The organism is Sinorhizobium sp. 7-81, from assembly GCF_030124405.1.
GTDB classification, from domain to species: domain Bacteria; phylum Pseudomonadota; class Alphaproteobacteria; order Rhizobiales; family Rhizobiaceae; genus Sinorhizobium; species Sinorhizobium psoraleae.
The window spans coordinates 44,321-68,330 of sequence record NZ_JASKLT010000009.1 but is presented as its reverse complement, the minus strand read 5'-3'; the positions used below and the strand labels follow the sequence as shown (position 1 = coordinate 68,330).

Below are 24,010 nucleotides of genomic sequence, written 5' to 3'. Positions count from 1 at the left end.
CCTTGGGTTGTCCGCGGTGGGCGATCCGCCCGGTTGACGCGGGATAAACGATACCGATCTGTATCGAACGAAAGAAGAAATATACCGATCTGTATCGTTTGGCAAGAGCGGGTTCTGAAGAGATCTCCGGCCTTGTTCCCTAGGGAACTCTTCACTTTGGGGGTACCGTCAGCCGCGCCTCAGAAAGCCCCTTGTATTTGCCTTGCGCCACCGCTAAGAAAAGATACAGATCTGTTACGTGTTGTGAGGACGATAATGCGCCGTTCGGAAATCCGGGACCACCTGCTCGACACCGCACTCCGGCTGTTCAACCAGCACGGCTATCACGCGACGGGCATCGACCTGATCATCGCCGAGGCGGGGGTGGCCAAGACGACGCTGTACCGGCACTTCGAAACCAAGGAAGACCTGATCCTGGCAGCGCTCGAACGGCGCGACGAAGAGGACCGTAACGCCATGCGTGCCTTTGTCGAGCAGCATGCGAGCGATCCGGTCGAGCGCCTCCTGACGACGTTCGATTTCCTCGAGGCCTCGGTTCGGGACAAGCAGTTCCGCGGCTGCATGTTCGTGAGCGCGGCGGGGGAGCATAAGGACACGGTCAATCCCGTGTTCCGCGCTGCCGTGATGCACAAGCGCCTGGCAATCGCCTATTTTGAGGAACTCGCCCATGCGGCGCGGTTTGCGGAGCCGAAGCGGATCGCGGCCGAGATCAACCTGCTGCACGAGGGCGCGATGGCCGTCGCACAGATGACCCGGATCGCCGAGCCTGCCCGGCAGGCCAAACGCATGGCAGGCCAGTTGCTCGCGGCCGAAGAGCGGGTTCCGTCAACCCGGGGAGGGGATGCAGGACAGCGAACGCAGGCTTCCTGAGCCTGGTCCTCCCACCGGCGTCCGGCCTTGCAGGGCGGAGGCCCGAGAGCCTGTCGCAGGCGCGAACACCTCACGACGTCAGAGCAGGATTTCGGTATAGAGTTCCGACGGATCAGGCTCGGGATCATTCGTGGCAAAATCGGCCGCTGCGTTGACGGTCTCGCGCGTCTCGCTGTCCATCGCCTTCAGCTCGTCCTCGGACAGCTTCCACTTCTCCAGCAGACGCCGGCGTACCAGATCGATCGGATCCTGCTCCTCGCGAACGCGGGTCACCTCATCCTTCGAGCGATACTTTGCCGGATCCGACATGGAGTGTCCGCGGTAGCGGTAGGTATGCATCTCAAGGATGTACGGGCCCTTGCCGGTGCGGGCATGCTCGATGGCGCTTTGAGCGGCTGCGCAGACGGCGCGGACGTCCATGCCGTCCACCGGCTCGCCGGGAATGGCGAAAGACACGCCGCGTTTGGAAAAATCGGTCTGGGCCGAGGCGCGGCTCATTTCCGTGCCCATGGCATAGCGGTTGTTCTCGATCACATAGACAATCGGCAGCTTCCACAGCGCGGCCATGTTGAAGCTCTCGTAGACCTGGCCCTGGTTGGCAGCACCCTCGCCGAAATAGGTCAGGCAGACATTGCCGTTTTCCCTGTAGCGGTTCGCAAAGGCAATGCCGGTGCCGAGCGATACCTGAGCGCCCACGATACCGTGACCTCCATAGAAGTGCTTCTCCTTGGAGAACATGTGCATGGAGCCGCCCTTGCCCTTCGACAGGCCGCCGCGGCGCCCTGTCAGCTCGGCCATGACGCCGTTCGGGTGCATGCCGCAGGCCAGCATGTGGCCGTGATCCCGGTATCCGGTGATCACCTGGTCGCCCTCTTTCGTCGCCATCTGCATGCCGACGACAATGGCTTCCTGGCCGATGTAGAGGTGGCAGAAGCCACGGATGAGGCCCATGCCATAGAGCTGCCCGGCCTTCTCCTCGAATCTGCGGATCAGCAGCATCTCGCGATAGGCATGCAGCTCTTTATCCCTGCCGAATTTCGGTGCCATGGCTGTCTCCGATCGTGTGTCAATTCAGCATGCTCCGCACAGGAGCCGAGGACAGTCCGATCCTGCGGGGCAGGTGTATTTGCGACTCGATGAAACTTGCGACGCCGTGCCTGAAGCTCCCCGCCGGGCCATGTCCCTGTCGTGGAATTGCGACACGTCCGAGCTGGTAATCCTTGGCCATCGCGATCACGCCAGTCAGCGCAGAGGGATGGCTGGCGCCATGATAGTTCATTTTTCCGGAAGCGGGCATCTATGTTCCAACCCGGCCCGCGCCTTGCAGTCCGAGAGCGTCGGCCCGATCTGGTGCGGCGGCCGCTCAAATTGCTACAGCGCCGTGCGTCTGAAAACGCGCGGCGCTGCAGGGTGGCACGGCATCAGGCACCCTTCCACAGAAGCGGCCGTGGCACGAAGGCGAGTTTTTCCTTCGCCCGGCGGTTGGACGCTCCGGTCAGGCGGGTGTGGTAGTAGACCGCTTCCTCGCCGGCCGTCTTCAGCGCGTCCTCCACGCTCAGGCGCTTGGGCTCCGGCGCATCGACCCACCGGGCGAAGGCCGGCAGCCATTCGGCGACGGGCAGGGGATCGTCGTCGACGACATTATAGACGCCCGGTTCGGCGTTAAGCGATGCGACGGTCGCGGCGACCGCGTCGTCGATGTGCACGAACGACCAGACGCCGTTGCCTTCTCCGATGATCGCCGACTCTCCCTTTCGGGCCTGATCCGCGATGGCTCCCTCCGGTCGGTACCAGGTGCCGGGGCCATAGAAGAAGCCGTAGCGCAGCACGACGCCGTCGAGCGGCGGCGAGGCGAGCACCCGGTCCTCATAGGCGCCGATGGTGCGCGTGCTCTCGCCGATCTCGCCGGGCGCGTCGTATCTGAGCCTCGCGGCCTCGCCGGCGAGCTCACCTGCCGGGGCCTCCAGATAGAAGCCGCGGGACTGCATGATGTAGCGGCCGACGCCGAGCTTTTCGGCCGCGGCGATGAGATTGGCGCCGCCCTCGCGGTGAAGGCGGGTATCGTTTGGCATCGATTTGATGATGTCGGCGGGGTTGGCCGGAAGCCAGGTGAGCTGGTCGATCACCACGTCCGGTGCTGCCGCCTCGATCGCTTTATGGACCGCCTCTGGGTCGAAGGCATCGGCGAAAGACGCCGCCGCCCCGAGTTCGCGCAGACGATCCGACCCACGGCCGGGACGCGTCATGCCGGTCACCTGATGGCCAAGCGTCGTGAGCGCCCGCACCAGCGGCAAGCCGACGGCACCCGTGGCACCTGCGATGAATATCTTCATAGCCAACTCCTTGGTTCGAGGGCATTTCATGGTTTCGGCTGCACGGTGGCAGCCTAGTCAGTTGCGGTATAGCGGGCTCTCCCGTGACCCTCATTCCTGTGACAAGCACAGGAATGAGGGAGAAAAAGTATCCGCCAATGCCACTACGCTTCTGTCGTGTACTGTGGAACCCGAAGACGTGCGGCCTCATTGGTCGCGGGTACGGTAACGCATCTCCTCCTGCCTCATTCCTGTGCTTGTCACAAGAATCCAGCCAGCCCAAGTCCTTGGGCTGAAGAGAGTCTTTCGCGCCGCAGACGCGGCGCTGCTGGATCCCTGTGACGAGCACAGGGATGAGGGGCGGAAAGGCATGCGCCAAACCCGTTACGCTACGGCGCATGCCGTGTGGTGAATCCGCGAAATGGATGTAACCGGTGGAAAACACGCCATTCCTGGCGGAAAACCGCTACGCACTTTCCATAGAAGCTCTTAGTGCATTTCGAGATACGCCCGTCCTAACTTTCCAGTGCCGCCTGTGGCGTATTGCGGAAACTGATCGCCATGCGGTTGTAGGTGTTCATCAGGCCGATCGCGATCGTGAGATCGACGAGTTCGCGCTCGTCGAACGCGGTCCGCGCGGCCTCGTAGGCTTCGTTCGGTACGTTGGTCTCGGCAACGCGCGTGACCATGTCGGCCCAGGCGAGGGCGGCCCGCTCACGCTCGTCGAAGAGATTGCCGGCTTCGCGCCACGCCTGCACCAGTGCGATCTTCTCGATCTTCTGCCCTTTCTTCATGAGGTCGCGGGTGTGCATGTCGAGGCAGTAGGCGCAGTTGTTGATCTGCGAGATACGAAGATAGACCAGATCGACCAGGACAGGAGGGAGGCTGCTCTGCATGATGTAGCCGTAGACTCCGCCCAAGGCTTTGACGCCGGCTGGTGCGATCTGGTTGTAGTCGAGACGCTTGCTCATGTGTTTTGTTCCCAGTCAGTCTTGCTTGATGGTGGTGGTCAGTTCCTTTTCGTCGCTGTCGGCGACGATGACGGCGAGCAGCTTTGCGGGCTTGGTCTTGCTTGCATTGCGGCTGACGAGATGAGCGGACGCCGGCGGCTCGTACCAGCTCTCGCCGGCGCGATAGGTCTGCGTCGGCCCGTCGTTTACCTTCGACTCGATTTCTCCGAAGAGGACGTAGGCGAAGATGAAGGCTGACTTTGCGTGGTTGTGCGGGAGCGAGGCCCCACCTGGCGCATAGTCGACGATGAGCGTGCTCAGCTTCTTGCCCGGGATGTTCGGTATCGCCTTTTCGAAGTGGGGCGTAACGGTTTCGCCAAGGTCATGCGCTGCGGCAGGAATTGCGGTGGCGATTGCGAGGGCGGCGGCGGTGGCGCCAATCAAAGATCGTATGGTCATGATGACGGTTCTCCTTTGCGTCTGGTCACGAAGGCGTTTTTGCCTTGCCTCCTAGAAATGCCGGTTTGCTGGTTCTAAAAAAAGGACCAAGAACCGGCAAAAATCGTGTACTACGGAAGCATGGACAAGCCGCTGCAGTTGGAACTCGATCGGTCCGCGAAGACGCCACTGGCCGAGCAGATACGCAAGGGCATCAGCACCGCGATCGAAAGCGGCGTGCTCGCCCCCGGCGCACGTCTGCCCTCCTGGCTCGATCTCGCGGCCCAGCTTGGCGTTGCCCGCGGCACGGTGCGCTCGGCCTACGAAAAGCTTTCCGCCGCCCAGCTCATCGTCGCATCGCGCGCGGGCGGAACGCGCGTCGCGGATCAGCCGGCCGCCATTGCCCGGGTCGAGCAGCCGCCCGATCCCGGCTCGTTCATGGAGCGCTATATCGAGATGACGGCGGGCCCGGCGATCTTCCAGATGGGCGTGCCCGCGCAGGAGACCTTTCCCGCGACACTCTTCGCCAGGATCCGCGCGCAGGCCGTCCGCGCGGAATCGAGCGCGCCGGCGATCTATCCCGACCCTCGCGGCGAACCGGACCTGCGGCGGGAGATCGCCGCCTATCTTGCGGTCGCGCGCCGCATCGAGTGTTCGCCGTCCCAGGTCATCATGACCGGCGGATATGCGAGCGGGCTCGGACTGGCGCTGCGCGTGCTCGGCCTCGAGGGGCGGAAGGTCTGGATGGAGGAGCCGGGCTTCCCGTTCACCCGGCGCGGGCTGGAGCTCGCGCGATTGTCGCCCGTGCCGATCCCCGTCGATGTCGACGGCATCGATGTCGATCACGGCATCCGCCATGCCCCGGATGCGGCGCTGGTCGTCGCGACCCCGGGACAGCAGGCGCCGCTCGGGCCCACCCTGTCGCTGGCCCGCAGGCTGCGCCTGCTCGACTGGGCCGCCCAGGCGGAGGCCTGGGTGATCGAAGACGACTATCTCAGCGAATTGCAGCTCGATGGCCGCGCAGCACCGGCACTCGCCTCGCTCGATCGCGCCGGCCGCGTCATTCACATCGGCTCCTTCAGCAAGACCATCAGCCCGGCGCTCCGGCTCGGCTTTCTCATCGCACCGCCGACGCTCGCCTCCCGTTTTGCGGAAGTCGCGGCCTGTCTCGCGCCGGCCCCCGGTCCGGCGGTGCAGCTCGCGGCCGCAGAGTTCATGCGCGAAGGCCACTACATGCGCCATCTCAGACGCACGAAGCGCGTCTATGCCGCCCAACGCGACGCCTTGCTGAAATGCCTTCCGCCGGCCGCCGGCGAGGTGACCGTCGCCGGATTGGCCGTGCTGCTGCGCCTGCCGGACGGCGCGCCGGACATTGCCATTGTCAGGGAAGCGGGGGCGTTCGGAATGGCCCCGGCACCGCTCTCGGTCTGGTACGCGTCGCCGGCTTCCGCGCAATCCGGCCTGCTGCTGGGCCTTGCGACGGCCCCGCAAAGGCAGCTCGCGAGATCCTGCGACCGCCTGCTCGGGATCATAGGGCGGTTCACGTGACGGCGCGGGAGCATGGCGGAGCGCGCGACCGGCGCTGCTTCAAGGAGGTGAGCCTTCCATCGCGACCGCCTTGCGGAGAAGGCTGACGCTCAGCAGCAGCAGGAACGTAATCTTGAGCTTATGTTCGAGCTGCAAGGATTATCTCATGGGGTGTCGGAACCTCGTCCAGCCAGTCGTCTTAAAGACGGACAAGCCATGGAGAACAACGATGACGATTACGATTACCGCCTTTGAACGCTCGCCCGATCGCGGCAAGGGTCTGGCGCGTGACATGCGCGTTCGCTGGGCGCTCGAAGAAGCGGGCCAGCCTTACGACGTTCGTCTTCTTTCGTTCAAGGCGATGAAGGAACCCGCGCATCTCGCGCTTCAACCTTTCGGGCAGATTCCGACCTATGAAGAAGGCGATCTCGCGCTCTTCGAGTCGGGGGCGATTGTGCTCCATATCGCCGAGCGCCATCAAGGCCTGCTGCCAGACGACGCGAATGCCCGGGCGCGTGCTATCGCCTGGATGTTTGCCGCGCTCAACACGGTGGAGCCGCCGGTTTTCGACCGCGCCCTCTGCATGATCCTTGAGCGCGACAAGCCTTGGTACGAGCATCGCCTGCGGTACCTTGAGGACAGCATCCGCAATCGGCTGGAGAAACTTTCCGCTCGCCTTGGCGATGCCGACTGGCTCGACGGTGCGTTCAGCGCCGGTGACCTGCTGATGGTGACGGTGCTGCTCAGGCTGAAAAAGGGATCGGGCATGCTGGAGGAATATCCGAACCTCTCCGCCTATGTCGCCCGCGCTGAAGCGCGGCCCGCATACAAGCGTGCTTTCGACGCTCAGTTGGCGGTTTTCACCGCCGCCTCGACCGGCTGACAAGGGGCCCGCTCCGGGGCCTGCTCCGGGGCCGTGAGGCGACGAAGGCGTGCGTCTCCTTCGTAGCTGTCAAGTGACGGAACCGAAGCATCCGGGCGAAGACAGAACCTCTTGAATCCAGTCGCAGATCAGTGCCGCACTCTGCTCGGGCGCAATATCCGTCGTATCGAGCCGCAGCAGATGTTCAGCCCCGTCCTCCATCAAGGGGCCCAAGCACTGCCGGCAATTCCCGCCGATCGGTCAGCTTGCCGAGAGGCTTGCGATCTTCGGAGGCCATCCTCTTGAGATGTTCCTCAGCAGAGCAGGTGATCGTCACGGCAAAAAACCGGGAGCCGCGTCGGTTCGCGAGATCACGAATGATGCGCCAGTTTTCCTCTGCCCACTCCGAGCGCCCATAGGCGTTGGTCATGATTACGGGGACAGTGGGGGAAATTTCGGCGACCCTCTGGAAAGCGGCATCTCGCACGCTGCGGACCAGCGCGTAGAACTCCGGCGAGCGGAAATCTGCTAGCGAAAACGCGGGATTATAGATGGCGTGATTGTCCAGCAAGCGTCCATCGAGGCGTTCTGCAACGTGACGAGCAATGGTGAGTTTCCCGACACCGGGCCACCCGTTCAAATGAATGATCATCGCTCCTCCACTCGCGTTGTGCGGCAATAGATACCAGTACCTGCGAGCATTCGAATGACAGCTATCACGGGAAGGGGCCTTCCTTCGCTACCGCCTGGTTTCCAGGGCGGATCCGCCAGCCTTTATCCATCCGACCTAAGTCCGATGCGAGCTGGCAAAGGTCTTACTCCCATTGCAAGAATGTACCGGCCGGTGACATAATCATAGGTTGAGGGCTGAGGAACGACGGCAGCCGATCTACTTGCTGCTTTCTTCACCGGCTGAAAATCTCTCGTAGGATGTTGCGCTTGACCGCCCTGAGCGCCAGTGTTTCTGCGGTTGAACTACACAGCCCGCCCTTCACGAGCGAGCGCCTCGCCTATATCCACTATTTTCGTGCAGTAGCAATTCTTCAGATTCTCATTCTGCATGCATGTCGTGTCTTCATGATGCGGGGGTTCGATGAGCAAGTTCCTCCATCGAACCTCTTCTTGATCATTAACGACATTCTTTTTCATGATGCAACGATGTATTTGGCAGTAATATCGGCAATAATTTTCTCAGCACGTCTCTCACGCAGGCCAGCACTCTATTTTTACAAGCAACGACTCTGGAATATAGGCGTTCCGTATCTGGCGATGTCTATCTTCTTCTCGACGCTGATTTTCTTCCGATCAACGGACGTTGTCGGAATTGACGATTTTATCGTCTTCGCGAAGACGTTATCATACAACGTTCTTTGGGGCGAAGCTCAAAACACGTATTGGTATATCCCGGTCATTCTGATGCTCTGGGTGCTCAGTCCGATCCTTTACAAGTTGCTTGGCACTGCCGCGAGATACCCGATGTTGATTGCGGCCGTTGTCTTGCCGCTCTTTTTCTCACGGACAGGAACCAACATTACGGTTTCTATGTGCATCTTCTTCACCGGCACCTACATCATCGGCTTGTACATAGGTGAGGCACTCGAGGAACGGTTGGGCGCGATCGCCCGATATCTGCCGGTGTTCGGCGTCGTCGCGGCCGTCACGACGGTTTTGCTCTGGTTCCTGTACACATACGGGATAGATAAATGGGGGCCGACGTCGCTGCGGGAGAGCGTGCATTTTGTCCAGAAGCTCTCGCTTGGCGCTATCTTGCTGGTCTGGCTCTGGCGATCGTGCGAGGGCCTCCCCGTCATGCTTGCACGCCCCTTGGACACAATCGCTTCGACCGCCTTCGGACTGTATCTCCTGCACGGCTTCATTTATCGCAGATTTCTTAAAATCGCGTCCGCGGTTTTTACTTCACCCGATTCGATCTGGAACCTGATCGGCGGAGGAGCCATCATCTTCTGTCTCGGATTACTCAGTTGCCTGGCGATCATCTTCCTGTCGCGCAGGCTGCTTGGCAAACATTCACGCTTATTGATCGGCACGTGACGTGGCGGAACATCTGCAGCGCCGCCGCCAAGCGCGCCCTGCCGCTTCCAACCAGTGACATTCAAGGCGGAGACCGGGCCCATTGCGCCGGCCGTCATTGCAAGCGTGAACGATCTCTCGGAACCCAAAGCCGGCTTGGCCGTTTGGTTCTCCATGATAGAAGATCCGATACGGCGTTCGCTCAGCGCACTGGCGGCTGCGACCGCTCGTCCTCAAGCGTTTCTGGTCGTCATCGCCTACGGCGCGCTATGGCTGATCCTTGAGCCCGAGACCTTCGACATGCATGGCCTCGCCACGCTTGTCGTGTGGGTCATGACGCTGATAATCCAGCGCGCCGAGCACGGCGACACCCAGGCGATCCACGCAAAACTGGACGGACTGATTCATTCCATCGAGCGGGCGCCGAACAGGCTCGCGGAGATCGACGACAAGGAACCCGAAGACATCGAAGACGAGAGGCAGACGAACAGCTAGCCACTCGTGCGCCTTCTCCCGCAAGGCGGGTCACGGCCGCGCTGCGCGAGCGCGCCATCCACGGCATGCGTCCAGAACAAACCGATCATTCACCGTTTCAACGAAATGGTGAAGATCTTAAGTCTAGCATACAGTTATATCTATCCGCTCTAATATAATTTTCAAAGCAAATTGCAGGCAATAGCCAAATAAGTTCCGCGTTGCTAGGCGTGTCGCACATGTATACGTTCACAGGCATGTCAAAGTTATAGTTGAATATTGAAATTATATTTGCACCAAGCAGGCTGCGGAGGGTGACGACATGGCCAGGATTGCAGGCTCCTACACCAATGACATTTTGCGAGGCTCCGACGAAACCGACTACATCTGGGCTCTGCCCGGTTGGGACGATATCGATGCGGGTGGCGGCGACGACTTTGTCGACGGTGGTGACGGACGCGATGTCCTGACGAGTTCGAGCGGCTACGACCGCCTCGACGGGGGTGCCGACGACGACCAGATCGTTCTCATCGGCACGGGTGGCGCCGTTACCGGAGGCGTCGGCTACGACGGGTTGATCATCGATCTCTCCATGACTTCCGACCGGCTGGAGTTCAACGGGGAGAGCGGTCACGGCATCATCGGATACGGCGGCGCGAACGAACGGCACATCTTCTTCCACGACACGGAGTGGCTGAGGCTCTCGGCGGGAAGCGCAAACGACCGCATCAAGGGCACGGCGGGCGGCGACACCATCTCGACCGGAGCCGGCGACGATGTCGTCGAAGGCGGAGCCGGGCGTGACATCATCACCAATACAGGCGGCCACGACCGCCTCGACGGCGGCGAGGGAAACGACCGTTTCGTCCTCGTCGAAGCGGGCGGCACCGTCTTCGGCGGCAGCGGCGACGATGTGCTGGCGATCGATCTCTCCGCGGCCTCGGGTCCGGTGGTGTTCAACGGCGAGAACGGCCACGCCATCCTCGGCTACCAGACGATCGACGAGCGGCATCTTTTCTTCCGGCACGACAGCGTCGAGCGCATCGAATTGACAACCGGGAGCGGAAACGACCGCATCCAGGGAAGCGCCCTTGGAGACGTCATCCGGACGCAAGCCGGCAACGACGTCGTCGACGCGGGGGCAGGGGACGACTTGATCGTCGACGGGCGCGGCGCCAACCGCCTTTTCGGCGGCGACGGCAACGACGGCATCACGACGACGCTCTATTCGGCCGAGATCGACGGCGGGCTTGGCGAGGACTGGATGCGGATCGAGGAGAGAGTGCGCACGAGCGACGCCACCATCGATTTCGCGGCTGGCCGCGCGCACACGGGAATGGTGTTCCGCAGCATCGAGCAGGCGAGCGTTGCGCTCGGCAGCGGCAACGACACGGTAATCGCCGGCAATCTCGCCTATCTGGTCGTATACGCCGGCGCCGGCGAAGACCGCCTCGAGGGCGGGGCCGGTGGTGACTGGTTCAATGGTGAAGGCGGCAACGACCGCATCGATGGCGGCGGAGGGAACGACACGATATCGACGGGCGTCGGCAACGACGTGGCCTTCGGCGGCGACGGCAAGGACACGCTCGCCAGTGATGGCGGCAGCGACACCCTCGATGGCGGCGCCGGCGACGACTGGATCAGGGACGCCACGCCCGGCAGCGGCAGTCTGGGCGATGGATCTGTCATGCTCGGAGGCGCCGGCAACGACTCGTTCATCGCCTATTTCAGGGGAGAGGTCGACGGCGGCGAAGGGCGCGACCTGCTGCAGCTGAACCTCGGCGCGCTTGCGGATGCGGCCGATTTCGACGCGATGCGCGGAGCCACTCAGACCGGATTGACCTTTGCCAATGTGGAGGATTTCAGCGTCTCGACCGGGATCAGGAGCGACGTTCTGCGGGGTGGAGACGGCAACGACGCCTTCCATGCGCTCGGCGGCAACGACCTTCTCGAAGGCCGGGGCGGGAATGATGAGCTGCGCGGCTACTCGGACAACGACCGGCTGTTCGGCGGCGATGGTGAGGATTTCCTCTCCGGCGGCCTCCACGATGACATGTTGAGCGGCGGCAATGGCGCCGACATATTGGTCGGCGGCAGCGGCGCGGACACGTTTCTCTGGTCGACCGAAAGCCCGGGCCAGGGGGGTATCGACCGGATCCGCGACTTCGACACCAGGGGCGGCGACGTGATCGCGTTCTCTTCCGCCGCTGAGGACAGTACCGGTATTCACGATTACGCCAGCTTCATCGCAGCCTCGACCGAGACGGACTCCGGCGTGTACGTCGCCTTCAACGGCTCCGACACCCACGGGCTTCTGATCGAAGGCGTTTCGCTTGCGGCGCTCTCCGCCAACGACGTGATTTTCGACTTCGTCTGAAACCGGTGGCCTGCCGACTGCATGTTTCCTCAAATCCTCACCGAAAACATGGAGCAATTCAAAGTGCTACGGCGTCCTTTGGGCGTCTGTTAAGACGCGCGGCGCTGTAGTCCACGACAGTAGCGTACTTGCGTTTGGCGGACGCTCACCTCACCCTCCTCATTCCTGTGCTTGTCACAGGAATCCAGCGCGCCCAAGTCCTTGGGCGCGAGAGAATCGTGCGCGCGATTAAGGCGCAACCGCAACTCCGGCTGCTTCTGCGTTGCTGCGAGACGGGGTCATTCACGGCGCGGACGCGCCGTGGCTGGATTCCTGTGACAAGCACAGGAATGAGGAACGGAGAAGCCTTGCCGTACCGCATCGGAGGAGGCGCAGTCCGCCACGGTCGTGTGCTGTGACCCGACGCGCGAAGGATGCGGTCGCACCTGGAATTGCTGCATGTCTTTGACCTAAATCGGCTAGGATCCAAGGAAACATGCGGGAGCGAACATGCAGTGGCTGGACCGGGCAAGGACATGGGCAAGGGGCATCAAGCGGGACGTCGTCGTCCTGTGGCTCGCGGCGCGTGACCGGCGTGTTCCCTGGTATGCGAAGCTCGCCGCCGGGGCGGTCGCGGCCTATGCCTTGTCGCCGATCGATCTGATACCGGACTTCATTCCGGCCTTTGGATATCTCGACGACCTCGTCATCGTCCCGCTCGGCATCATCGCCGTGATCAAGCTGATCCCGGCCGACGTTCTGGCGCAATTGCGCATCGAAGCAACGAAACGCACGGAGCGGCCCGTCAGTCGAGGCGGGATGATCGCGATCATCGCGATATGGGTTCTGCTCGCGGCCCTGCTCCTTTGGATGGTGGTTGGCGCAACCGCCGTGCGCTAGATCATCTCATTGTTTCCTTGAATCAACGAAATGATCTAACTCTTTGAAACGACGCAATTCCGAACGGAAACCCGTTGTCCGGAGGGCGACCGCTCACGAGGGCAGTCGAACGACCATTTCCATCTCCAGCTGCAAGTCGGGCGCGGCGAGGGCGGCAACGCCAATGCCGGTCAGGCTCGGCTGTGCACCGGCAAACATGGCGGTGAGATGCGGCATCACCTCTTCGATCCGCCCGGGGGTCAAGTCGACCATGTAGACGCGCACCATGACGAGGTCTTCCGGCGACGCGCCGATGGCATCGAGGGCTGCCTTCGCATTGGCGGCGACGAGTTCCGCCTGTTCCGCGAGGCTGTCCGGCGCGGGCTCGCCGCCTGGCCGCCAGGCAACCTGCCCGGAAATGAAGGCAAGCCGGCCCGGCTCCACGGTTGTGATCTGCGAATAGCCGAGGGCACCGGCATCGGGCAGGGTGGGCGGGTTCAAACGCGTAAGTGACTGTGCCATTTTCGTTTTCCTGTCGTTGTAAAAGCGCCGCGGCGGTGGCTCGAAGCTGCAAGCGTCCGCCACGAGGTGCTGGTATCCATAGCCGGTTGATTGACGAATGGACGTCGATACAGAAGCGAAATGCGCGACGCAGCCTGCGCCTTGTCCGGGGTTGCCGATCCGAAGCCTTGAATCGATTGCATCGACAGGTCGTACTATAGGTACGCTCGGCAGTATGAAGCCTCTGCCACGCCCGAGTTGCTGGAGTTGCGTAATGCTGCGTGCGAATCTGAACGATATTCAGGTCTTCATGGCCGTCGTCGATGCAGGAAGCTTTGTTGCCGGAGGGCAGGCCATGGGCCTCTCCCGGTCGGCGGCCGGAAAAGCCGTCATCCGCCTGGAAGAAAGGCTCGGCGCGCGCCTCCTCAATCGCACGACAAGAACGCTGAGCCTCACCGACGAAGGGCGGATGTTCTACGAGCGCGGGCTGGAGATCCTTGCCTCGATCGACGAAGCGGAGGCGAGCGTAGCCGGGCGCAGCGGCACGCCGCGAGGCGTCCTGCGGCTCACCGTTCCCGATGCCTTCGGGCGGCTCGTGGTCCTGCCGCTGATCAGGAAATATCTTCAGACCTGGCCCGAGATGCAGGTCGAGGTGAGCTTCACCGATCGCGTGGCCGACCTCGTCGAGGAAGGCTTCGATCTGGCGGTAAGGATCGGGGTCACGACCTCGGACACGCGGCTCGTCTCCCGCGTGGTCGCCCGGTACAGGGCCGTGCTCTGTGCCTCGCCATCCTACATTGCCGCGCGCGGCGAGCCCATGGACATGGATGATCTCGCCGCCCACGACTGCCTGATCTTCAGCAGCCGCAACCAGAGGCAAAGCTGGCGCTTTCGCGGGGAAGGCGGTGCCTGGATCAAGGCGCCGGGTCGCAGCCGCCTGAGGCTCGACAGCGGAGAAGCGATCCGGGATGCCGCCATCGCAGGGCTCGGCATTGCGTTTCTGCCGGAGTTCCTGGTCGCGGAGGACCTCGCGGCGGGCCGCCTCCGGCAGGTTCTGTCCGACCTCGAGGCCGACGACGCGAAGATCGTGACGCTCTATCCCAACAAGCGCCTGCTGGAGCCCCGCGTCCGGCGCTTCATCGATCTCATGGTCGAAGAGCTTGGGACGTGATGTGAGCGGGGCTAACGTATGACGCAATCCCGGAGGGGAAAACCGTTACACTTTTCCTGAAATTGCTCTAGCGACCGGCGCGCGCCAGCCCGTGTGCCACCAGCCGGTCGATGACCTCGGCATAGCCGACGCCGCTTGCCGCCATCGCCTTGGAATACATGCTGATATCGGTGAAACCGGGAATGGTGTTGAGCTCGTTGACGAGGAAGCGCATGTCCGGCGTCAGGAAGAAATCGACGCGGGCCATGCCGTCGCAGCCGACCGCCCGGAAGGCCTTTGCGGCCACCGCGCGGATATCGGCTTCGACCTTTTCCGGCAGCTCCGCCGGCACTTTCAGGGCGGCGCCATGCTCGTCGATATATTTGGCGTCGTAGCTGTAGAAACCGTGGCTTTCGGTCGGCACGATCTCGCCGGGGCGGGAAACGAAGAGGCCGCCTTCGGTATCTTCCAGCACGCTCAGCTCGATCTCGCGGCCCCGGATGAATTCCTCGGCGATGAGCTTGCGGTCGTGTTTGAAGCCCTCCTCAAGCGCCGCCGTATAGTCCCGCTCGGTCGCGACCTTGCTCACGCCGACGGAGGAGCCTTGCCGGGCTGGCTTGACGAAAAGCGGAAGCCCGAGAGCGCTCTCGAGCTCGGCAAAGGTCGGGGCCGTGCCGTGATGGATCGTGACGGACCGGGCCGTTGGGACGCCTGCCTCGTTCAGGAGGCGCTTGGCGATGTCCTTGTCCAGCGCGGTGGCGGAACCGAGAATGCCGCAGCCGACGAGCGGCACGCGCGCCACCTCCGCAAGCCCCTGCACCGCGCCGTCCTCGCCATGAAGGCCGTGCAGCACCGGGAAGAGGATTGCGATCTCCGGCAGCGCATAGGGCGCGCCATCGGCGGGGATCGCCAGCATTTGCCCCTTGCCGCCCGGCACGAGGCAGACTTCCGTGCCGCCCGAAGGTTTTGCGAGCGTGCCATCCGTAAAGCTGCTCAACAGCCATTGTCCCTCGCGGGTGATGAAGACCGGAACGGCATCGTATTTTTCCGGCTCCAGCGCCCGCATGACATTGGTTGCCGAAAGCACCGAAACGTCATGCTCGGCGGAGCGTCCGCCAAAGAGCACGGCAATGCGCAGTCTGTTCGAGGAAACGGCCATGAAAGGCTCCAGGGAATCGGGTTTTGAACGCCTCCTGCATTTCCTCAAATCGCGACCGATTTAAGGAGATTGGGGCGATTTCAAAGCGCTGTGATCCATCCCGCCTTAACTCCTGTGTTCGTCACAGGAAAGACGGAGCGCTTGGCAGCGCTCTCGGGCCTGTCGCTTGATCGTCGCGCCTATTGGAACAGCGACCTGAGCCTGCCCCACAGGCCGGGCTCCAGCGATTTTGAAGGGTCGGCGAGGCCCTCGAGATAAAGAACCATGTTCTGCGGGTCGAAGCGCAGGCCGTGAAACTTGGCGGCGAAGCGTCCGCCCCGGTCGATGACGTGGGTGACGATTCCGTGCATCTGCTGCCCGTCCTCGACCGGCTCGAAGCGGAGATTGTAGGTTTCCGCCAGCTTGCGCGTCCTGTCCTCCGGCTCGCCGGGCCGCGTGGTCAGGAACATCCAGTTGCGCGCATCCAGCCCATGCGCCGGACCATAGGCCTTCAGCACGTCAGGCGTATCCTTGGCGGGGTCCGTCGTGATCGCCAGGAACTGCACCCGGTTCTTCAACGGCGTGGCGTTGATCTTCTTCTGGATGTCGGCGATCACCTCGGAATGAACCGGGCATATGTCGGTGCAGCTCGCGAAGATGAAATAGAGCACCACGATCTTTTCGGAAAAGTCGGAAAGGCGAACCGCCTTGCCGTTTGCGTCGGCGAGTTCGAAAGGCGGTGCCGGCTTGTCTATCACCTGGAAGAACTTCTCCTCGCTGCCCATCAGCTTGTCGAGGTCGGCGCCCGGATGGTGGGCGACGGCCGGCACGACAAGGGCCGCCAGCAGGAAAACCGTCAGAAGAAACGGGTTGGCGCGGCGCTGCGGGCGCATGATCACTCTCCTTACTCGCGACGGGTCATTTCCGCCTGATACTGGCGCTCCTGTTCCGGCCAGGTGCTCTTGATGAAGGCGAGCACGGCGCGGATCTCGTCATCGCTCATGATGCTTCCGAAGCCCGGCATGTCGCTTTGGTAGCCTCCGCCGACAACCGCCGCCGGTCCTTCCCGGGTAATGCGAAAGAGCACGCCATCCGGATGATGCCAGGTGTGGCCGGATGCATCGTGCGGCGGGGCGGGCATGCGGCCCGAAGGCAGCGGGCTTTTCCAGTCCCGTTGACCTTCGAGCTTGGCGCCGTGACAGGCGGCGCAGCGCTCGGCATAGAGCGCCTTGCCGAGCGCGATCGTGGCGGCCGAGGCATCGCCGCCTGCCGTCCGAGCGGCAAGAAAGGGCGGAGCGGCGAAAAAGGGACAAGCCCAGGCGAGCCCCAGACCTGCCGCAGCCGCGCCGAGCGCTGCGAAAAGCACGGATGTCCTTCTCATTTGCCGCCGCCGAAGAACAGGTACTTGACGAGCGCCGCCGCCCCAAGGGCGAGCACGATGACGGCGAGCAGCCAGACCAGACCCATGCCGAACATCATCATGCCGCCCATGCCGTCCATCATCGCGACCTCCTATTCGCTCGCGTAGACGCCGCCGACGCCGCCGGATTTTTTGATCTCCAGCATCTCGAAGGGGCCTTCCTTGGTGCCGCTCATGCCGGGCGAACCCATGGGCATGCCGGGGAGCGTCACGCCCTTGATGTCGGGCCGTTCGGTGAGCAGCTTGTTGACCGTGCCGATCGGTACGTGGCCGCTCACCGCATAGCCGTCGATCATGGAGAGGTGGCAGCCGTGGAACTCGTCCGGAATGCCGGCCTCGCGGCTCATCGCGGCAAGATCATGCGTCGGCTTGACGGTCACGTCGAAGCCATTCTCGCGCAGATAGTCGGCGTAGCCTTCGCAGCAGCCGCATTCGGGAGTCTTGTAGAGTGTCACGTCCTTTTCGCCGGCGAGCGCCGAGGTGGCGCCGAACAGGACGGAGGCGAGGACGACGGCTTTCAGAATCTTGGACATTGCTTTTCCTTTCAGATTGTCAGGCGACACGGAAGACAGCCATCATGCCGCCGGTCTGGTGTTCGAGAACGTGGCAATGGAACATCCAGTCGCCGGGATTGTCGGCGACGAAGGCGATCTCGACCTTCTCGCGCGGCGAGAGGAGCACCGTGTCCTGCCATTCGCGATGACGGGTGGCCTGGCCGTTGCGGGAAATCACCCGGAACGAATGACCGTGCAGGTGGATCGGATGATGCCACGCGGTGGCGTTGGTCATGGCGATCACGTGGCTCCTGTTCCGTTCGAGCGTCAACATCGGCTTCATGTCGTGGCCGGACTCGTCGGCGGCGACACCGTTGATGAACCAGGCGGCGCCGGAGTTCATCATCCGCATCATCCCTGCCGTCATCGAATGCGCGTGGCTCATCCTGCCGCCCGGCGCGCCCGGGCCCATCATTTCACCGCCCATGGTTTCCCCCATCTCCTCAGCCACCATTTCCCCCATCATGCCACCGCTGAAGAGGACCTCGTTGCGGGATGCCGCCTTGAGGTCCGGTTCCGGCAGCGGGTTGGCGGGCAGGGCGAGCGGCCAGTCCGGCGCGCGCTCCCTCAGGGGCGTGCCGTCGTAGACCAGATCGATGAGCTTGTATTCCAGCCCTTCATAGAACCGGTCGGTGACCGCGTCCCGGCCGCCGGCAGTGCCCGTCATGTCGAGGATCAGGTCGACACGCATCGCCGGACCGAGAACCACCAGCCCTTTCTCCGGCGCATGCGGCGTGACCGGCTGGCCGTCGAGCGCGATCACGATCGGCTCGTGGCCCGCGAAATCGAGGCTGAAGATACGGGCGTTGGCGGCGTTGATCAGCCGCAGGCGGATGCGCTCGCCGTGCCGGACGGCAAAACCGTCCGGCAGGCGGCCGTTGATCGTCACCGTGTTGCCGACGCGGCCATTGTGGTGGATGTCGTGCCGGTTGCCGAAATCCTCGCTGATTCCGCCCGACTTTGTCAGCCGCCAGTCGCCGAGCATCCAGGTCACGTCACGATCGACGCGCAGCGGTTCCGGTTCCTCGACGATCAGCGGGCCGTAAAGCCCGCGCCCGACCTGCTCGGAGCTCCTCTGGTGCGGGTGATACCAGAAGGTGCCGGCATCGATCGCGTCGAACTCGTAGACGAAGCGTTCGCCCGCGCCGATCGGCTTCTGGGTGAGGTGCGGCACGCCGTCCATCGCGTTTGGAAGGCGCAGGCCGTGCCAGTGGACCGTCGTTTCTTCGGCAAGGGCGTTGTCGACCGTGACGCGCAGCCGCTCGCCCTGGCGGAGGCGGATCTCCGGACCCGGAGCAGCGCCGTTGTACAACCAGGCGGCCGTCTCGCCGGGGCTCACGAGCCGGAGGCGCCCGGCGGCGGGCCGCAACGAGACGTCGCGCGTGGCGGCAGTGGCCGGCGAGGCCGGCAAAAGAGGAAGCATCGCGCCGGCCGCGCTTGCGGCCGCCGATGCGAGAAGGGCTCGACGCGTCAGCGCCGGAGCAGGATAGCGGGACATGGTTCAATCATCCTGAAAAGCCACTGCATGATTCCTTAAATCGGGATCGATTTCATGCAGCGATTCAAAGTGCTACAGCGAGCCTGGCGCGTCCGACTGGACGCGCGGCGCCGTAGTGGTGTTTCGCATGGCGCCGGAAGGCATCATGCGAGCCGCGACCACTGGCGGCGGACGGATCCGCCACGCATGATCGTTGGCGCCGGCAACCGGGCGTGCCCGGCTAAAGGATAATGGTTCGAGGGGGAGGAGACTCGGGCGGGCCGATGAGGCCGGTCAATTCTTCTGCCGGCGAAGCGGTAACATCGGCTGCCATAAGGGGAAGCTCGAAGCCCGCGGCTGCGGGAACCGCGATGAAAGGCGCAAGACAGGCCTGAACGCAGAGCGAGGCCTTGCCGTCGTCACCGGGCGGACAGCCATCACAGTCGCCCATATCTCCCGCGCCCATGTCTCCCGCGCCCATATCTCCCGCGCCCATGTGCCCGGCGGCCATGTGCCCGCGGTCCACGTTTCCGGCGGCCATCGCCGCGGGGGACATTGCAAACGACATGCGCGTCGCACTCGCTGCATGCGCGACAGTGCCCGCGGCAAATACCGCGAACAGGACAATCGCAAGGATGCGGCCAAGTCTCTCCATGCCCTCATGCTATTCCGTTTTCGCGGCATGTCCAGTTACAGGCTGTCGCAGCCGGCCCGAAACCGCAGCCAGCCCGAAACACATTGGACGCTTTTGGGCGACATGCCTTTTTCATTGAAGCGCTGAAAGGATCCAACTCTTGAAACGACGCATTCCCGACGGAAACCGCTACACACTTTTCCTGGAATTGCCGGGAGTGGATTCGGCCGCTTCCTTGTCAGCCTCGCCGGTTCCGGCGGCGCTCCATCGCTCCGCGGCAAGCTCGATGAATGCCTTGACCAGCGGCGAAAGGTGCCGACTGCTCGGATAGACGACATAGAGGCCGCCCGCCGGCGTCGTGTAGTCGTGAAGAACGCGGCGCAGCTGCCCGTCATCGATAAGTCCCTCGGCCATCCTTTGGGGCACCTGCGCGATGCCGTAACCGGCGATCGCGGCGGCAACCACCGCCTGCATTTCGTTGGCGGCGAAGCGTCCGGCCACGGTGACCGTTTGCTGGCCATGCGGTCCGTCCAGCATCCAGTGGGCGCTGGCTGCCGACGGACCTGCGATGAGGCACTGATGGCGGGTGAGGTCCGCCGGTTCCTCCGGCACTCCGCATCGCGCGAGATAGTCCGGGCTGGCGCAGAGGAGCCTGTGCGTGGAGCCGAGCTTGCGGGCGATCAGCGTGGAGTCGGCGAGAATACCGGTGCGGAAGGCGAGGTCGATGCCGTTCTCGACCAGGTTGAGGCTATCGTCGGTCAGGCGCAGTTCGACCTTGGTTTTCGGATAGATCGCGAGAAAGTCGACCACGGCGCGGGTCAGGAAATGGCCGCCGAAGCCGACGGGAGCGGAAATGCGAATTGTGCCTGACGGCTCCGCCCTCGCTTCCGCGAGGCGCAGATTTGCTTCCTCTATCGTCCGCAGCGCCTGGCTGCTCTGCTCGTAGTAGAGACGGCCGGCGTCGGTCATGTTGAGGCTGCGCGTCGTGCGCTGAATGAGACGGACCCCGACCTCGCGCTCGAGCGCGGCGATGCGGCGGCTCACGGTCGTCTTGGGCATGCCGAGCAGGCGCGCGGCGGCGGTGAAACTGCCGGCTTCGACGACGCAGGCGAACACCGCGATATCGTTGAGATCGAGCATTGTATCGAGCCACGGGACAAAGTTTCCCAATTATAGGCTATTATGGATCAATGTGGCAGGCCCTAACTTTGCTCCAGTGGAAAAAAAAGGAGCAGACACATGAGCACCAAACGAAACGTTCTCGTTACCGGCGCGACCGGCCAGCAGGGAGGCGCCGTCGCGCATTCGCTGCTCGCCAGAGGACACCGCGTCAAGGCGTTGACGCGCAAGCCTGACAGCGATGCCGCGCGGCAGCTGGCGTCGGCGGGTGCGGACGTCGTGGCCGGCGATCTCGGCGATGCGGCCTCCATCGTGAGGGCCGCAGGCGGCGTCGACACGATGTTCCTGATGGGCAACAGCTACGAGGCGGGGACGGAGGAGGAGACCCGCCAAGGGATCATTGCCGCCGATGCGGCAAAGACCGCCGGCGTCGGGCACCTGATCTATTCATCCGTTGCCGATGCTGACAAGAAGACGGGCATCCCGCACTTCGAAAGCAAGTACCTCGTCGAGAAGCATGTCGCCGGGCTCGGCATTCCCTACACCATCAGCGCGCCGGTCGCCTTCATGGAGAATATCGTCGCGCCGTGGTCGATCGGTGCGCTGCGCCAGGGCACGTATGCTTTTGCGCTACCCGCCAAACGCGCCCTCCAGCTGGTAGCCCTGGCCGACATAGGGGCTTTTGTCGCCGCCCTGGTCGAGCGGCGCGATGATGTGTTCGGCAAGCGTTTCGATATCGCCGGGGACGAGCTGTCCGGCGAGGAGCAGGCGAAAATCCTCTCGCAAGCCGTCGGTCGCCCGATCGACTACCAGGAAATCCCGATCGCTGCGGCGCGCCAGCAGAGCGAGGACGCGGCGCTCATGTTCGAATGGTTCGACCGCGCCGGCTACGACGTCGATATCGCCGCCTTGCACCGGGATTTTCCGGACGTCCGTTGGCACGGCTTTGCCGACTGGGCGCGCGCTTTCGACTGGAGTGTTCTGGAGCGGACTTCGTCGCAAACCTGAGTTCCTCTGCGGCAATCGTCATTCCCGTGCTCGTCAGAGAGAGTGCGATCGAACGTGAAAGTCCTCTGCGCCGTGGACGCGGCGCTGCTGGACTCCTGTGACAAGCACAGGAGTGAGGGGGAGGGTGTTGCTCGGTGCCTGCCAGCCAGCAAACCAGGTACGAGAAAGGCCGCGCAATGATGCGGCCGCCCCTCCCGCCCGTCATCCCTGTGCTTGTCACAGGGACCGAGGCCACGGCGCGTCGGCGCCGTAAATGACTCGGGTTTCGGGAAAGCGCAGACGCGGGGGACTTGCTGCCAGCGCGCCGGCGTCTCTTGCGCCCAAGGACTTGGGCGCGCTGGACTCCTGTGACAAGCACAGGAGTGAGGGAATTCGGGACCATGGCCGAGCCGGACCGCGCCAACTCATTCACTCCGTCGTCAGCCAAGAAAGTCCCGGATGACGGCGGCGATTTCGGTCGCGTGGGTTTCCAGCGCGAAGTGGCCGGTGTCGAAGAACGTCACTTGTGCCTCCGGGATATCCCGCTTGAAGGCTTCGGCGCCGGGCGGCAGGAAGAAGGGGTCGTTGCGGCCCCAGACTGCGAGGAAGCGCGGCCGGTGGGTGCGGAAATACTCCTGGAACACGGGATAGAGCGCGACATTGCTCTTGTAGTCGCCCATCAGGTCGAGCTGGACATCGGTCGCTCCGGGGCGGCCGAGGTAGTGGTCGTCGAGCGTGTAGCCGTCCGGCGAGACCTTCGCGGCGTCGGGCACGCCGTGCGTGTATTGAAAGCGCGTCATCTCCGGGGTCAGCATCATGCGAAGCGCCTGGCGATTGGCGTCCGACGGCTCCTGCCAGTAGGCGCGCAGCGGGTCCCAGCCGTCGCTCAGGCCCTCGGCATAGGCGTTGCCGTTCTGGGAGATGATCGCGGTGATCCGCTCCGGATGGCGGACGGCGAGACGAAATCCGGTCGGTGCCCCATAGTCGAACACGTAGACGGCAAAGCGATCGAAGCCGACGAGCTCGGTGAAGCGCTCGATCGTCTCGGCGATCGAGTCGAAGCTGTTTACCTTCGGATCGTCCGATTGGCCGAATCCCGGCAGGTCGGGCGCGATGATGTGGTAGCGGTCGGCAAGCAGCGGGATCAGGTCCCGGAACATGTGGCCCGACGTCGGAAAGCCGTGCAGCAGCAGGAGCTTTTCAGCTCCGGTCTGGCCCGCCTCGCGGTAGAAGATCTTCAGTCCATCGACGTCGGTGCTTCGATAACGAATGTCGGTCATCATGCTTCTCCTGGATCGCTGCCGCCGGATTGCCCGGCGCCGTTGAGTTCGATTGAGGCAAGATATAATCTTCCGTCATCCGCCATAATCGGCTACTTGCAAGAGATACTATTTTACTGGGTGAGATAATCGTGGACCGTTTCGAAGCCATGTCGATCCTCGTTGCGGCGGTGGAGGCGGGCAGTCTCACCGGCGCCGGCCGGCGGCTGAACATGCCGCTGCCGACCGTCAGCCGGAAGCTCGCCGAGCTGGAGGAGCATCTCGGAACGCGGCTGCTGACGCGCACGACGCGCAAGCTCACGCTGACCGATGCCGGCAACGACTACTTCCACTCCTGCAAGTGCATCCTCGAGGAGGTGGGCGATGCCGAGCGGAAGGCGGCGGGCGAGCAGAGCGCGCCGAAGGGCGAACTTGTGCTGACGGCACCGATCGTCTTCGGCCGGCTGCATGTCTTGCCGGTTGTCAGCGCCTTCCTGTCGATCTATCCGGACATCAATGTCCGCATGCCGCTTTCCGACCGCAACGTGCATCTGCTGGAAGACGACATCGATCTTGCCGTCCGCATCGGCCCGCAGCCCGACAGCTCGATGGTGGCGAAGCGCGTCGGGTCCGTGCGCCGCGTGGTTTGCGGAAGCCCCGGCTGTTTCGAGCGGCACGGGGTTCCCGCAAGCCCCGCCGACCTTAAGCGCCTGCCATGCGTCACCTTCGACATGATGGCGTTGCCGAACGCATGGGCCTTCGGCAAAAGTCCGAACGCGCGGGACCTCAGCGTGGAGATCCGTCCGCGCCTCTGCGTCAACACCGCGGAGGCGGCGGTGGACGCCGCCATCGCCGGGATCGGCGTGACCCGCGTTCTCTCCTACCAGGCGGCCCGCGCGGTGAAGGAGGGCTCGCTGCAGGTGGTTTTGCAGGACTTCGAGCCAACCCCTCTGCCGGTCTATATCCTGCATCAGGGTCAGGGCGAACTGCCGTTCAAGATGCGCAGCTTCCTCGACTTTGCCGCGCCGCGCCTGCGCGAGCGGCTGGAGGAGATCGCGCTGTCGTGATGCGG

General features: G+C 63.3%; 25 protein-coding genes. 10 read left to right on the top strand and 15 right to left on the bottom strand.

Features of this window, described 5'->3' with window-relative positions:
• Positions 1-255 precede the first annotated feature (255 nt).
• Positions 256-870 carry a helix-turn-helix domain-containing protein gene (locus QN224_RS24615; protein WP_283978758.1) on the top strand — a complete coding sequence of 205 codons (615 nt, stop codon included), beginning with the start codon at positions 256-258 and terminating at the stop codon, positions 868-870.
• A 78-nt stretch (positions 871-948) separates the two neighbouring features.
• Here the strand turns inward: QN224_RS24615 and pdhA are convergent, their stop codons facing one another.
• From pdhA to QN224_RS24595, 4 genes are all read right to left on the bottom strand, one after another.
• Complete coding sequence (gene pdhA, locus QN224_RS24610; RefSeq protein WP_283978757.1) at positions 949-1,917, bottom strand: pyruvate dehydrogenase (acetyl-transferring) E1 component subunit alpha; 969 nt, start codon at positions 1,915-1,917, stop codon at positions 949-951.
• 374 nt (positions 1,918-2,291) lie between these two features.
• A complete protein-coding gene (locus QN224_RS24605; RefSeq protein ID WP_283978756.1) occupies positions 2,292-3,203 on the bottom strand; it encodes an NAD(P)-dependent oxidoreductase in 912 nt (303 codons plus the stop codon).
• A 494-nt stretch (positions 3,204-3,697) separates the two neighbouring features.
• Entirely contained in the window at positions 3,698-4,153 is a 456-nt protein-coding gene (locus QN224_RS24600; protein ID WP_283978755.1) for a carboxymuconolactone decarboxylase family protein, read from the bottom strand.
• A gap of 15 nt (positions 4,154-4,168) precedes the next feature.
• The gene (locus tag QN224_RS24595; RefSeq protein ID WP_283978754.1) at positions 4,169-4,591 is read right to left on the bottom strand and encodes a cupin domain-containing protein; all 423 of its coding nucleotides are present in this window, start codon (positions 4,589-4,591) and stop codon (positions 4,169-4,171) included.
• A 120-nt stretch (positions 4,592-4,711) separates the two neighbouring features.
• Here QN224_RS24595 and QN224_RS24590 point away from each other — a divergent pair, with 120 nt between their 5' ends.
• Both QN224_RS24590 and QN224_RS24585 read left to right on the top strand, forming a co-directional pair.
• Positions 4,712-6,118 carry a PLP-dependent aminotransferase family protein gene (locus QN224_RS24590; protein WP_283978753.1) on the top strand — a complete coding sequence of 469 codons (1,407 nt, stop codon included), beginning with the start codon at positions 4,712-4,714 and terminating at the stop codon, positions 6,116-6,118.
• A 208-nt stretch (positions 6,119-6,326) separates the two neighbouring features.
• A complete protein-coding gene (locus QN224_RS24585) occupies positions 6,327-6,980 on the top strand; it encodes a glutathione S-transferase family protein (protein ID WP_283978752.1) in 654 nt (217 codons plus the stop codon).
• A 184-nt stretch (positions 6,981-7,164) separates the two neighbouring features.
• Here the strand turns inward: QN224_RS24585 and QN224_RS24580 are convergent, their stop codons facing one another.
• Positions 7,165-7,611 carry an AAA family ATPase gene (locus tag QN224_RS24580; protein WP_283978751.1) on the bottom strand — a complete coding sequence of 149 codons (447 nt, stop codon included), beginning with the start codon at positions 7,609-7,611 and terminating at the stop codon, positions 7,165-7,167.
• A 287-nt stretch (positions 7,612-7,898) separates the two neighbouring features.
• Between QN224_RS24580 and QN224_RS24575 the strand changes: the two genes are divergently transcribed.
• The 4 genes from QN224_RS24575 to QN224_RS24560 all read left to right on the top strand — a co-directional run bounded on the left by QN224_RS24575 (position 7,899) and on the right by QN224_RS24560 (position 12,720).
• Entirely contained in the window at positions 7,899-9,011 is a 1,113-nt protein-coding gene (locus QN224_RS24575; protein WP_283978750.1) for an acyltransferase, read from the top strand.
• 153 nt (positions 9,012-9,164) lie between these two features.
• Positions 9,165-9,485, top strand: a complete 321-nt coding sequence (locus QN224_RS24570; RefSeq protein WP_283978749.1) for a low affinity iron permease family protein — start codon at positions 9,165-9,167, stop codon at positions 9,483-9,485.
• Between the two features lie 301 nt (positions 9,486-9,786).
• The gene (locus QN224_RS24565) at positions 9,787-11,841 is read left to right on the top strand and encodes an SMc04171 family calcium-binding repeat protein (RefSeq protein WP_283978748.1); all 2,055 of its coding nucleotides are present in this window, start codon (positions 9,787-9,789) and stop codon (positions 11,839-11,841) included.
• A gap of 489 nt (positions 11,842-12,330) precedes the next feature.
• Entirely contained in the window at positions 12,331-12,720 is a 390-nt protein-coding gene (locus tag QN224_RS24560; protein WP_283978747.1) for a YkvA family protein, read from the top strand.
• A 93-nt stretch (positions 12,721-12,813) separates the two neighbouring features.
• On the opposite strand, the gene QN224_RS24555 is transcribed toward QN224_RS24560, so the two are convergent.
• Complete coding sequence (locus QN224_RS24555; protein WP_283978746.1) at positions 12,814-13,221, bottom strand: RidA family protein; 408 nt, start codon at positions 13,219-13,221, stop codon at positions 12,814-12,816.
• 253 nt (positions 13,222-13,474) lie between these two features.
• Here QN224_RS24555 and QN224_RS24550 point away from each other — a divergent pair, with 253 nt between their 5' ends.
• Positions 13,475-14,371 carry a LysR family transcriptional regulator gene (locus QN224_RS24550; protein WP_283978745.1) on the top strand — a complete coding sequence of 299 codons (897 nt, stop codon included), beginning with the start codon at positions 13,475-13,477 and terminating at the stop codon, positions 14,369-14,371.
• Between the two features lie 67 nt (positions 14,372-14,438).
• Here QN224_RS24550 and QN224_RS24545 read toward each other — a convergent pair whose 3' ends face one another.
• From QN224_RS24545 to QN224_RS24510, 8 genes are all read right to left on the bottom strand, one after another.
• Entirely contained in the window at positions 14,439-15,509 is a 1,071-nt protein-coding gene (locus QN224_RS24545; RefSeq protein ID WP_283978744.1) for a D-alanine--D-alanine ligase family protein, read from the bottom strand.
• Between the two features lie 179 nt (positions 15,510-15,688).
• Positions 15,689-16,381, bottom strand: a complete 693-nt coding sequence (locus tag QN224_RS24540; RefSeq protein ID WP_283978743.1) for an SCO family protein — start codon at positions 16,379-16,381, stop codon at positions 15,689-15,691.
• Positions 16,382-16,392: 11 nt separating this feature from the next.
• The gene (locus tag QN224_RS24535; protein ID WP_283978742.1) at positions 16,393-16,869 is read right to left on the bottom strand and encodes a cytochrome c; all 477 of its coding nucleotides are present in this window, start codon (positions 16,867-16,869) and stop codon (positions 16,393-16,395) included.
• Positions 16,866-16,991: a hypothetical protein gene (locus QN224_RS24530; protein ID WP_283978741.1), complete on the bottom strand. Its 126-nt coding sequence runs from the start codon at positions 16,989-16,991 to the stop codon at positions 16,866-16,868. Before QN224_RS24530 ends, QN224_RS24535 begins: the two co-directional genes overlap by 4 nt.
• 9 nt (positions 16,992-17,000) lie before the next feature.
• Positions 17,001-17,441, bottom strand: coding sequence for a DUF411 domain-containing protein (locus QN224_RS24525; RefSeq protein WP_283978740.1), 441 nt, complete (start codon positions 17,439-17,441; stop codon positions 17,001-17,003).
• A gap of 19 nt (positions 17,442-17,460) precedes the next feature.
• Positions 17,461-18,960 (bottom strand): multicopper oxidase family protein, encoded by a 1,500-nt coding sequence (locus tag QN224_RS24520; protein WP_283978739.1) that lies wholly within the window; start codon positions 18,958-18,960, stop codon positions 17,461-17,463.
• Positions 18,961-19,180: 220 nt separating this feature from the next.
• Complete coding sequence (locus QN224_RS24515) at positions 19,181-19,594, bottom strand: hypothetical protein (RefSeq protein WP_283978738.1); 414 nt, start codon at positions 19,592-19,594, stop codon at positions 19,181-19,183.
• 168 nt (positions 19,595-19,762) lie between these two features.
• Positions 19,763-20,713, bottom strand: a complete 951-nt coding sequence (locus QN224_RS24510; protein ID WP_283978737.1) for a LysR family transcriptional regulator — start codon at positions 20,711-20,713, stop codon at positions 19,763-19,765.
• A gap of 99 nt (positions 20,714-20,812) precedes the next feature.
• Between QN224_RS24510 and QN224_RS24505 the strand changes: the two genes are divergently transcribed.
• Positions 20,813-21,700 (top strand): NmrA/HSCARG family protein, encoded by an 888-nt coding sequence (locus QN224_RS24505; protein ID WP_283978736.1) that lies wholly within the window; start codon positions 20,813-20,815, stop codon positions 21,698-21,700.
• A gap of 419 nt (positions 21,701-22,119) precedes the next feature.
• Here QN224_RS24505 and QN224_RS24500 read toward each other — a convergent pair whose 3' ends face one another.
• A complete protein-coding gene (locus tag QN224_RS24500) occupies positions 22,120-22,959 on the bottom strand; it encodes an alpha/beta hydrolase (protein ID WP_283978735.1) in 840 nt (279 codons plus the stop codon).
• 131 nt (positions 22,960-23,090) lie between these two features.
• Between QN224_RS24500 and QN224_RS24495 the strand changes: the two genes are divergently transcribed.
• Positions 23,091-24,005 carry a LysR family transcriptional regulator gene (locus tag QN224_RS24495; protein WP_283978734.1) on the top strand — a complete coding sequence of 305 codons (915 nt, stop codon included), beginning with the start codon at positions 23,091-23,093 and terminating at the stop codon, positions 24,003-24,005.
• The last annotated feature ends 5 nt before the right edge of the window (positions 24,006-24,010 follow it).

What these genes read in the sequence shown, in the direction of transcription:
- QN224_RS24520 (WP_283978739.1), bottom strand. Translation starts at nt 18,960, where the DNA reads ATGTCCCGCTATCCTGCTCCGGCGCTGACGCGTCGAGCCCTTCTCGCA.
- QN224_RS24595 (WP_283978754.1), bottom strand. Translation starts at nt 4,591, where the DNA reads ATGACCATACGATCTTTGATTGGCGCCACCGCCGCCGCCCTCGCAATC.
- QN224_RS24580 (WP_283978751.1), bottom strand. Translation starts at nt 7,611, where the DNA reads ATGATCATTCATTTGAACGGGTGGCCCGGTGTCGGGAAACTCACCATT.
- QN224_RS24500 (WP_283978735.1), bottom strand. Translation starts at nt 22,959, where the DNA reads ATGACCGACATTCGTTATCGAAGCACCGACGTCGATGGACTGAAGATC.
- QN224_RS24565 (WP_283978748.1), top strand. Translation starts at nt 9,787, where the DNA reads ATGGCCAGGATTGCAGGCTCCTACACCAATGACATTTTGCGAGGCTCC.
- QN224_RS24540 (WP_283978743.1), bottom strand. Translation starts at nt 16,381, where the DNA reads ATGCGCCCGCAGCGCCGCGCCAACCCGTTTCTTCTGACGGTTTTCCTG.
- QN224_RS24605 (WP_283978756.1), bottom strand. Translation starts at nt 3,203, where the DNA reads ATGAAGATATTCATCGCAGGTGCCACGGGTGCCGTCGGCTTGCCGCTG.
- pdhA (WP_283978757.1), bottom strand. Translation starts at nt 1,917, where the DNA reads ATGGCACCGAAATTCGGCAGGGATAAAGAGCTGCATGCCTATCGCGAG.
- QN224_RS24555 (WP_283978746.1), bottom strand. Translation starts at nt 13,221, where the DNA reads ATGGCACAGTCACTTACGCGTTTGAACCCGCCCACCCTGCCCGATGCC.
- QN224_RS24600 (WP_283978755.1), bottom strand. Translation starts at nt 4,153, where the DNA reads ATGAGCAAGCGTCTCGACTACAACCAGATCGCACCAGCCGGCGTCAAA.
- QN224_RS24550 (WP_283978745.1), top strand. Translation starts at nt 13,475, where the DNA reads ATGCTGCGTGCGAATCTGAACGATATTCAGGTCTTCATGGCCGTCGTC.
- QN224_RS24535 (WP_283978742.1), bottom strand. Translation starts at nt 16,869, where the DNA reads ATGAGAAGGACATCCGTGCTTTTCGCAGCGCTCGGCGCGGCTGCGGCA.
- QN224_RS24590 (WP_283978753.1), top strand. Translation starts at nt 4,712, where the DNA reads ATGGACAAGCCGCTGCAGTTGGAACTCGATCGGTCCGCGAAGACGCCA.
- QN224_RS24515 (WP_283978738.1), bottom strand. Translation starts at nt 19,594, where the DNA reads ATGGAGAGACTTGGCCGCATCCTTGCGATTGTCCTGTTCGCGGTATTT.
- QN224_RS24615 (WP_283978758.1), top strand. Translation starts at nt 256, where the DNA reads ATGCGCCGTTCGGAAATCCGGGACCACCTGCTCGACACCGCACTCCGG.
- QN224_RS24525 (WP_283978740.1), bottom strand. Translation starts at nt 17,441, where the DNA reads ATGTCCAAGATTCTGAAAGCCGTCGTCCTCGCCTCCGTCCTGTTCGGC.
- QN224_RS24560 (WP_283978747.1), top strand. Translation starts at nt 12,331, where the DNA reads ATGCAGTGGCTGGACCGGGCAAGGACATGGGCAAGGGGCATCAAGCGG.
- QN224_RS24530 (WP_283978741.1), bottom strand. Translation starts at nt 16,991, where the DNA reads ATGATGGACGGCATGGGCGGCATGATGATGTTCGGCATGGGTCTGGTC.
- QN224_RS24505 (WP_283978736.1), top strand. Translation starts at nt 20,813, where the DNA reads ATGAGCACCAAACGAAACGTTCTCGTTACCGGCGCGACCGGCCAGCAG.
- QN224_RS24585 (WP_283978752.1), top strand. Translation starts at nt 6,327, where the DNA reads ATGACGATTACGATTACCGCCTTTGAACGCTCGCCCGATCGCGGCAAG.
- QN224_RS24570 (WP_283978749.1), top strand. Translation starts at nt 9,165, where the DNA reads ATGATAGAAGATCCGATACGGCGTTCGCTCAGCGCACTGGCGGCTGCG.
- QN224_RS24510 (WP_283978737.1), bottom strand. Translation starts at nt 20,713, where the DNA reads ATGCTCGATCTCAACGATATCGCGGTGTTCGCCTGCGTCGTCGAAGCC.
- QN224_RS24545 (WP_283978744.1), bottom strand. Translation starts at nt 15,509, where the DNA reads ATGGCCGTTTCCTCGAACAGACTGCGCATTGCCGTGCTCTTTGGCGGA.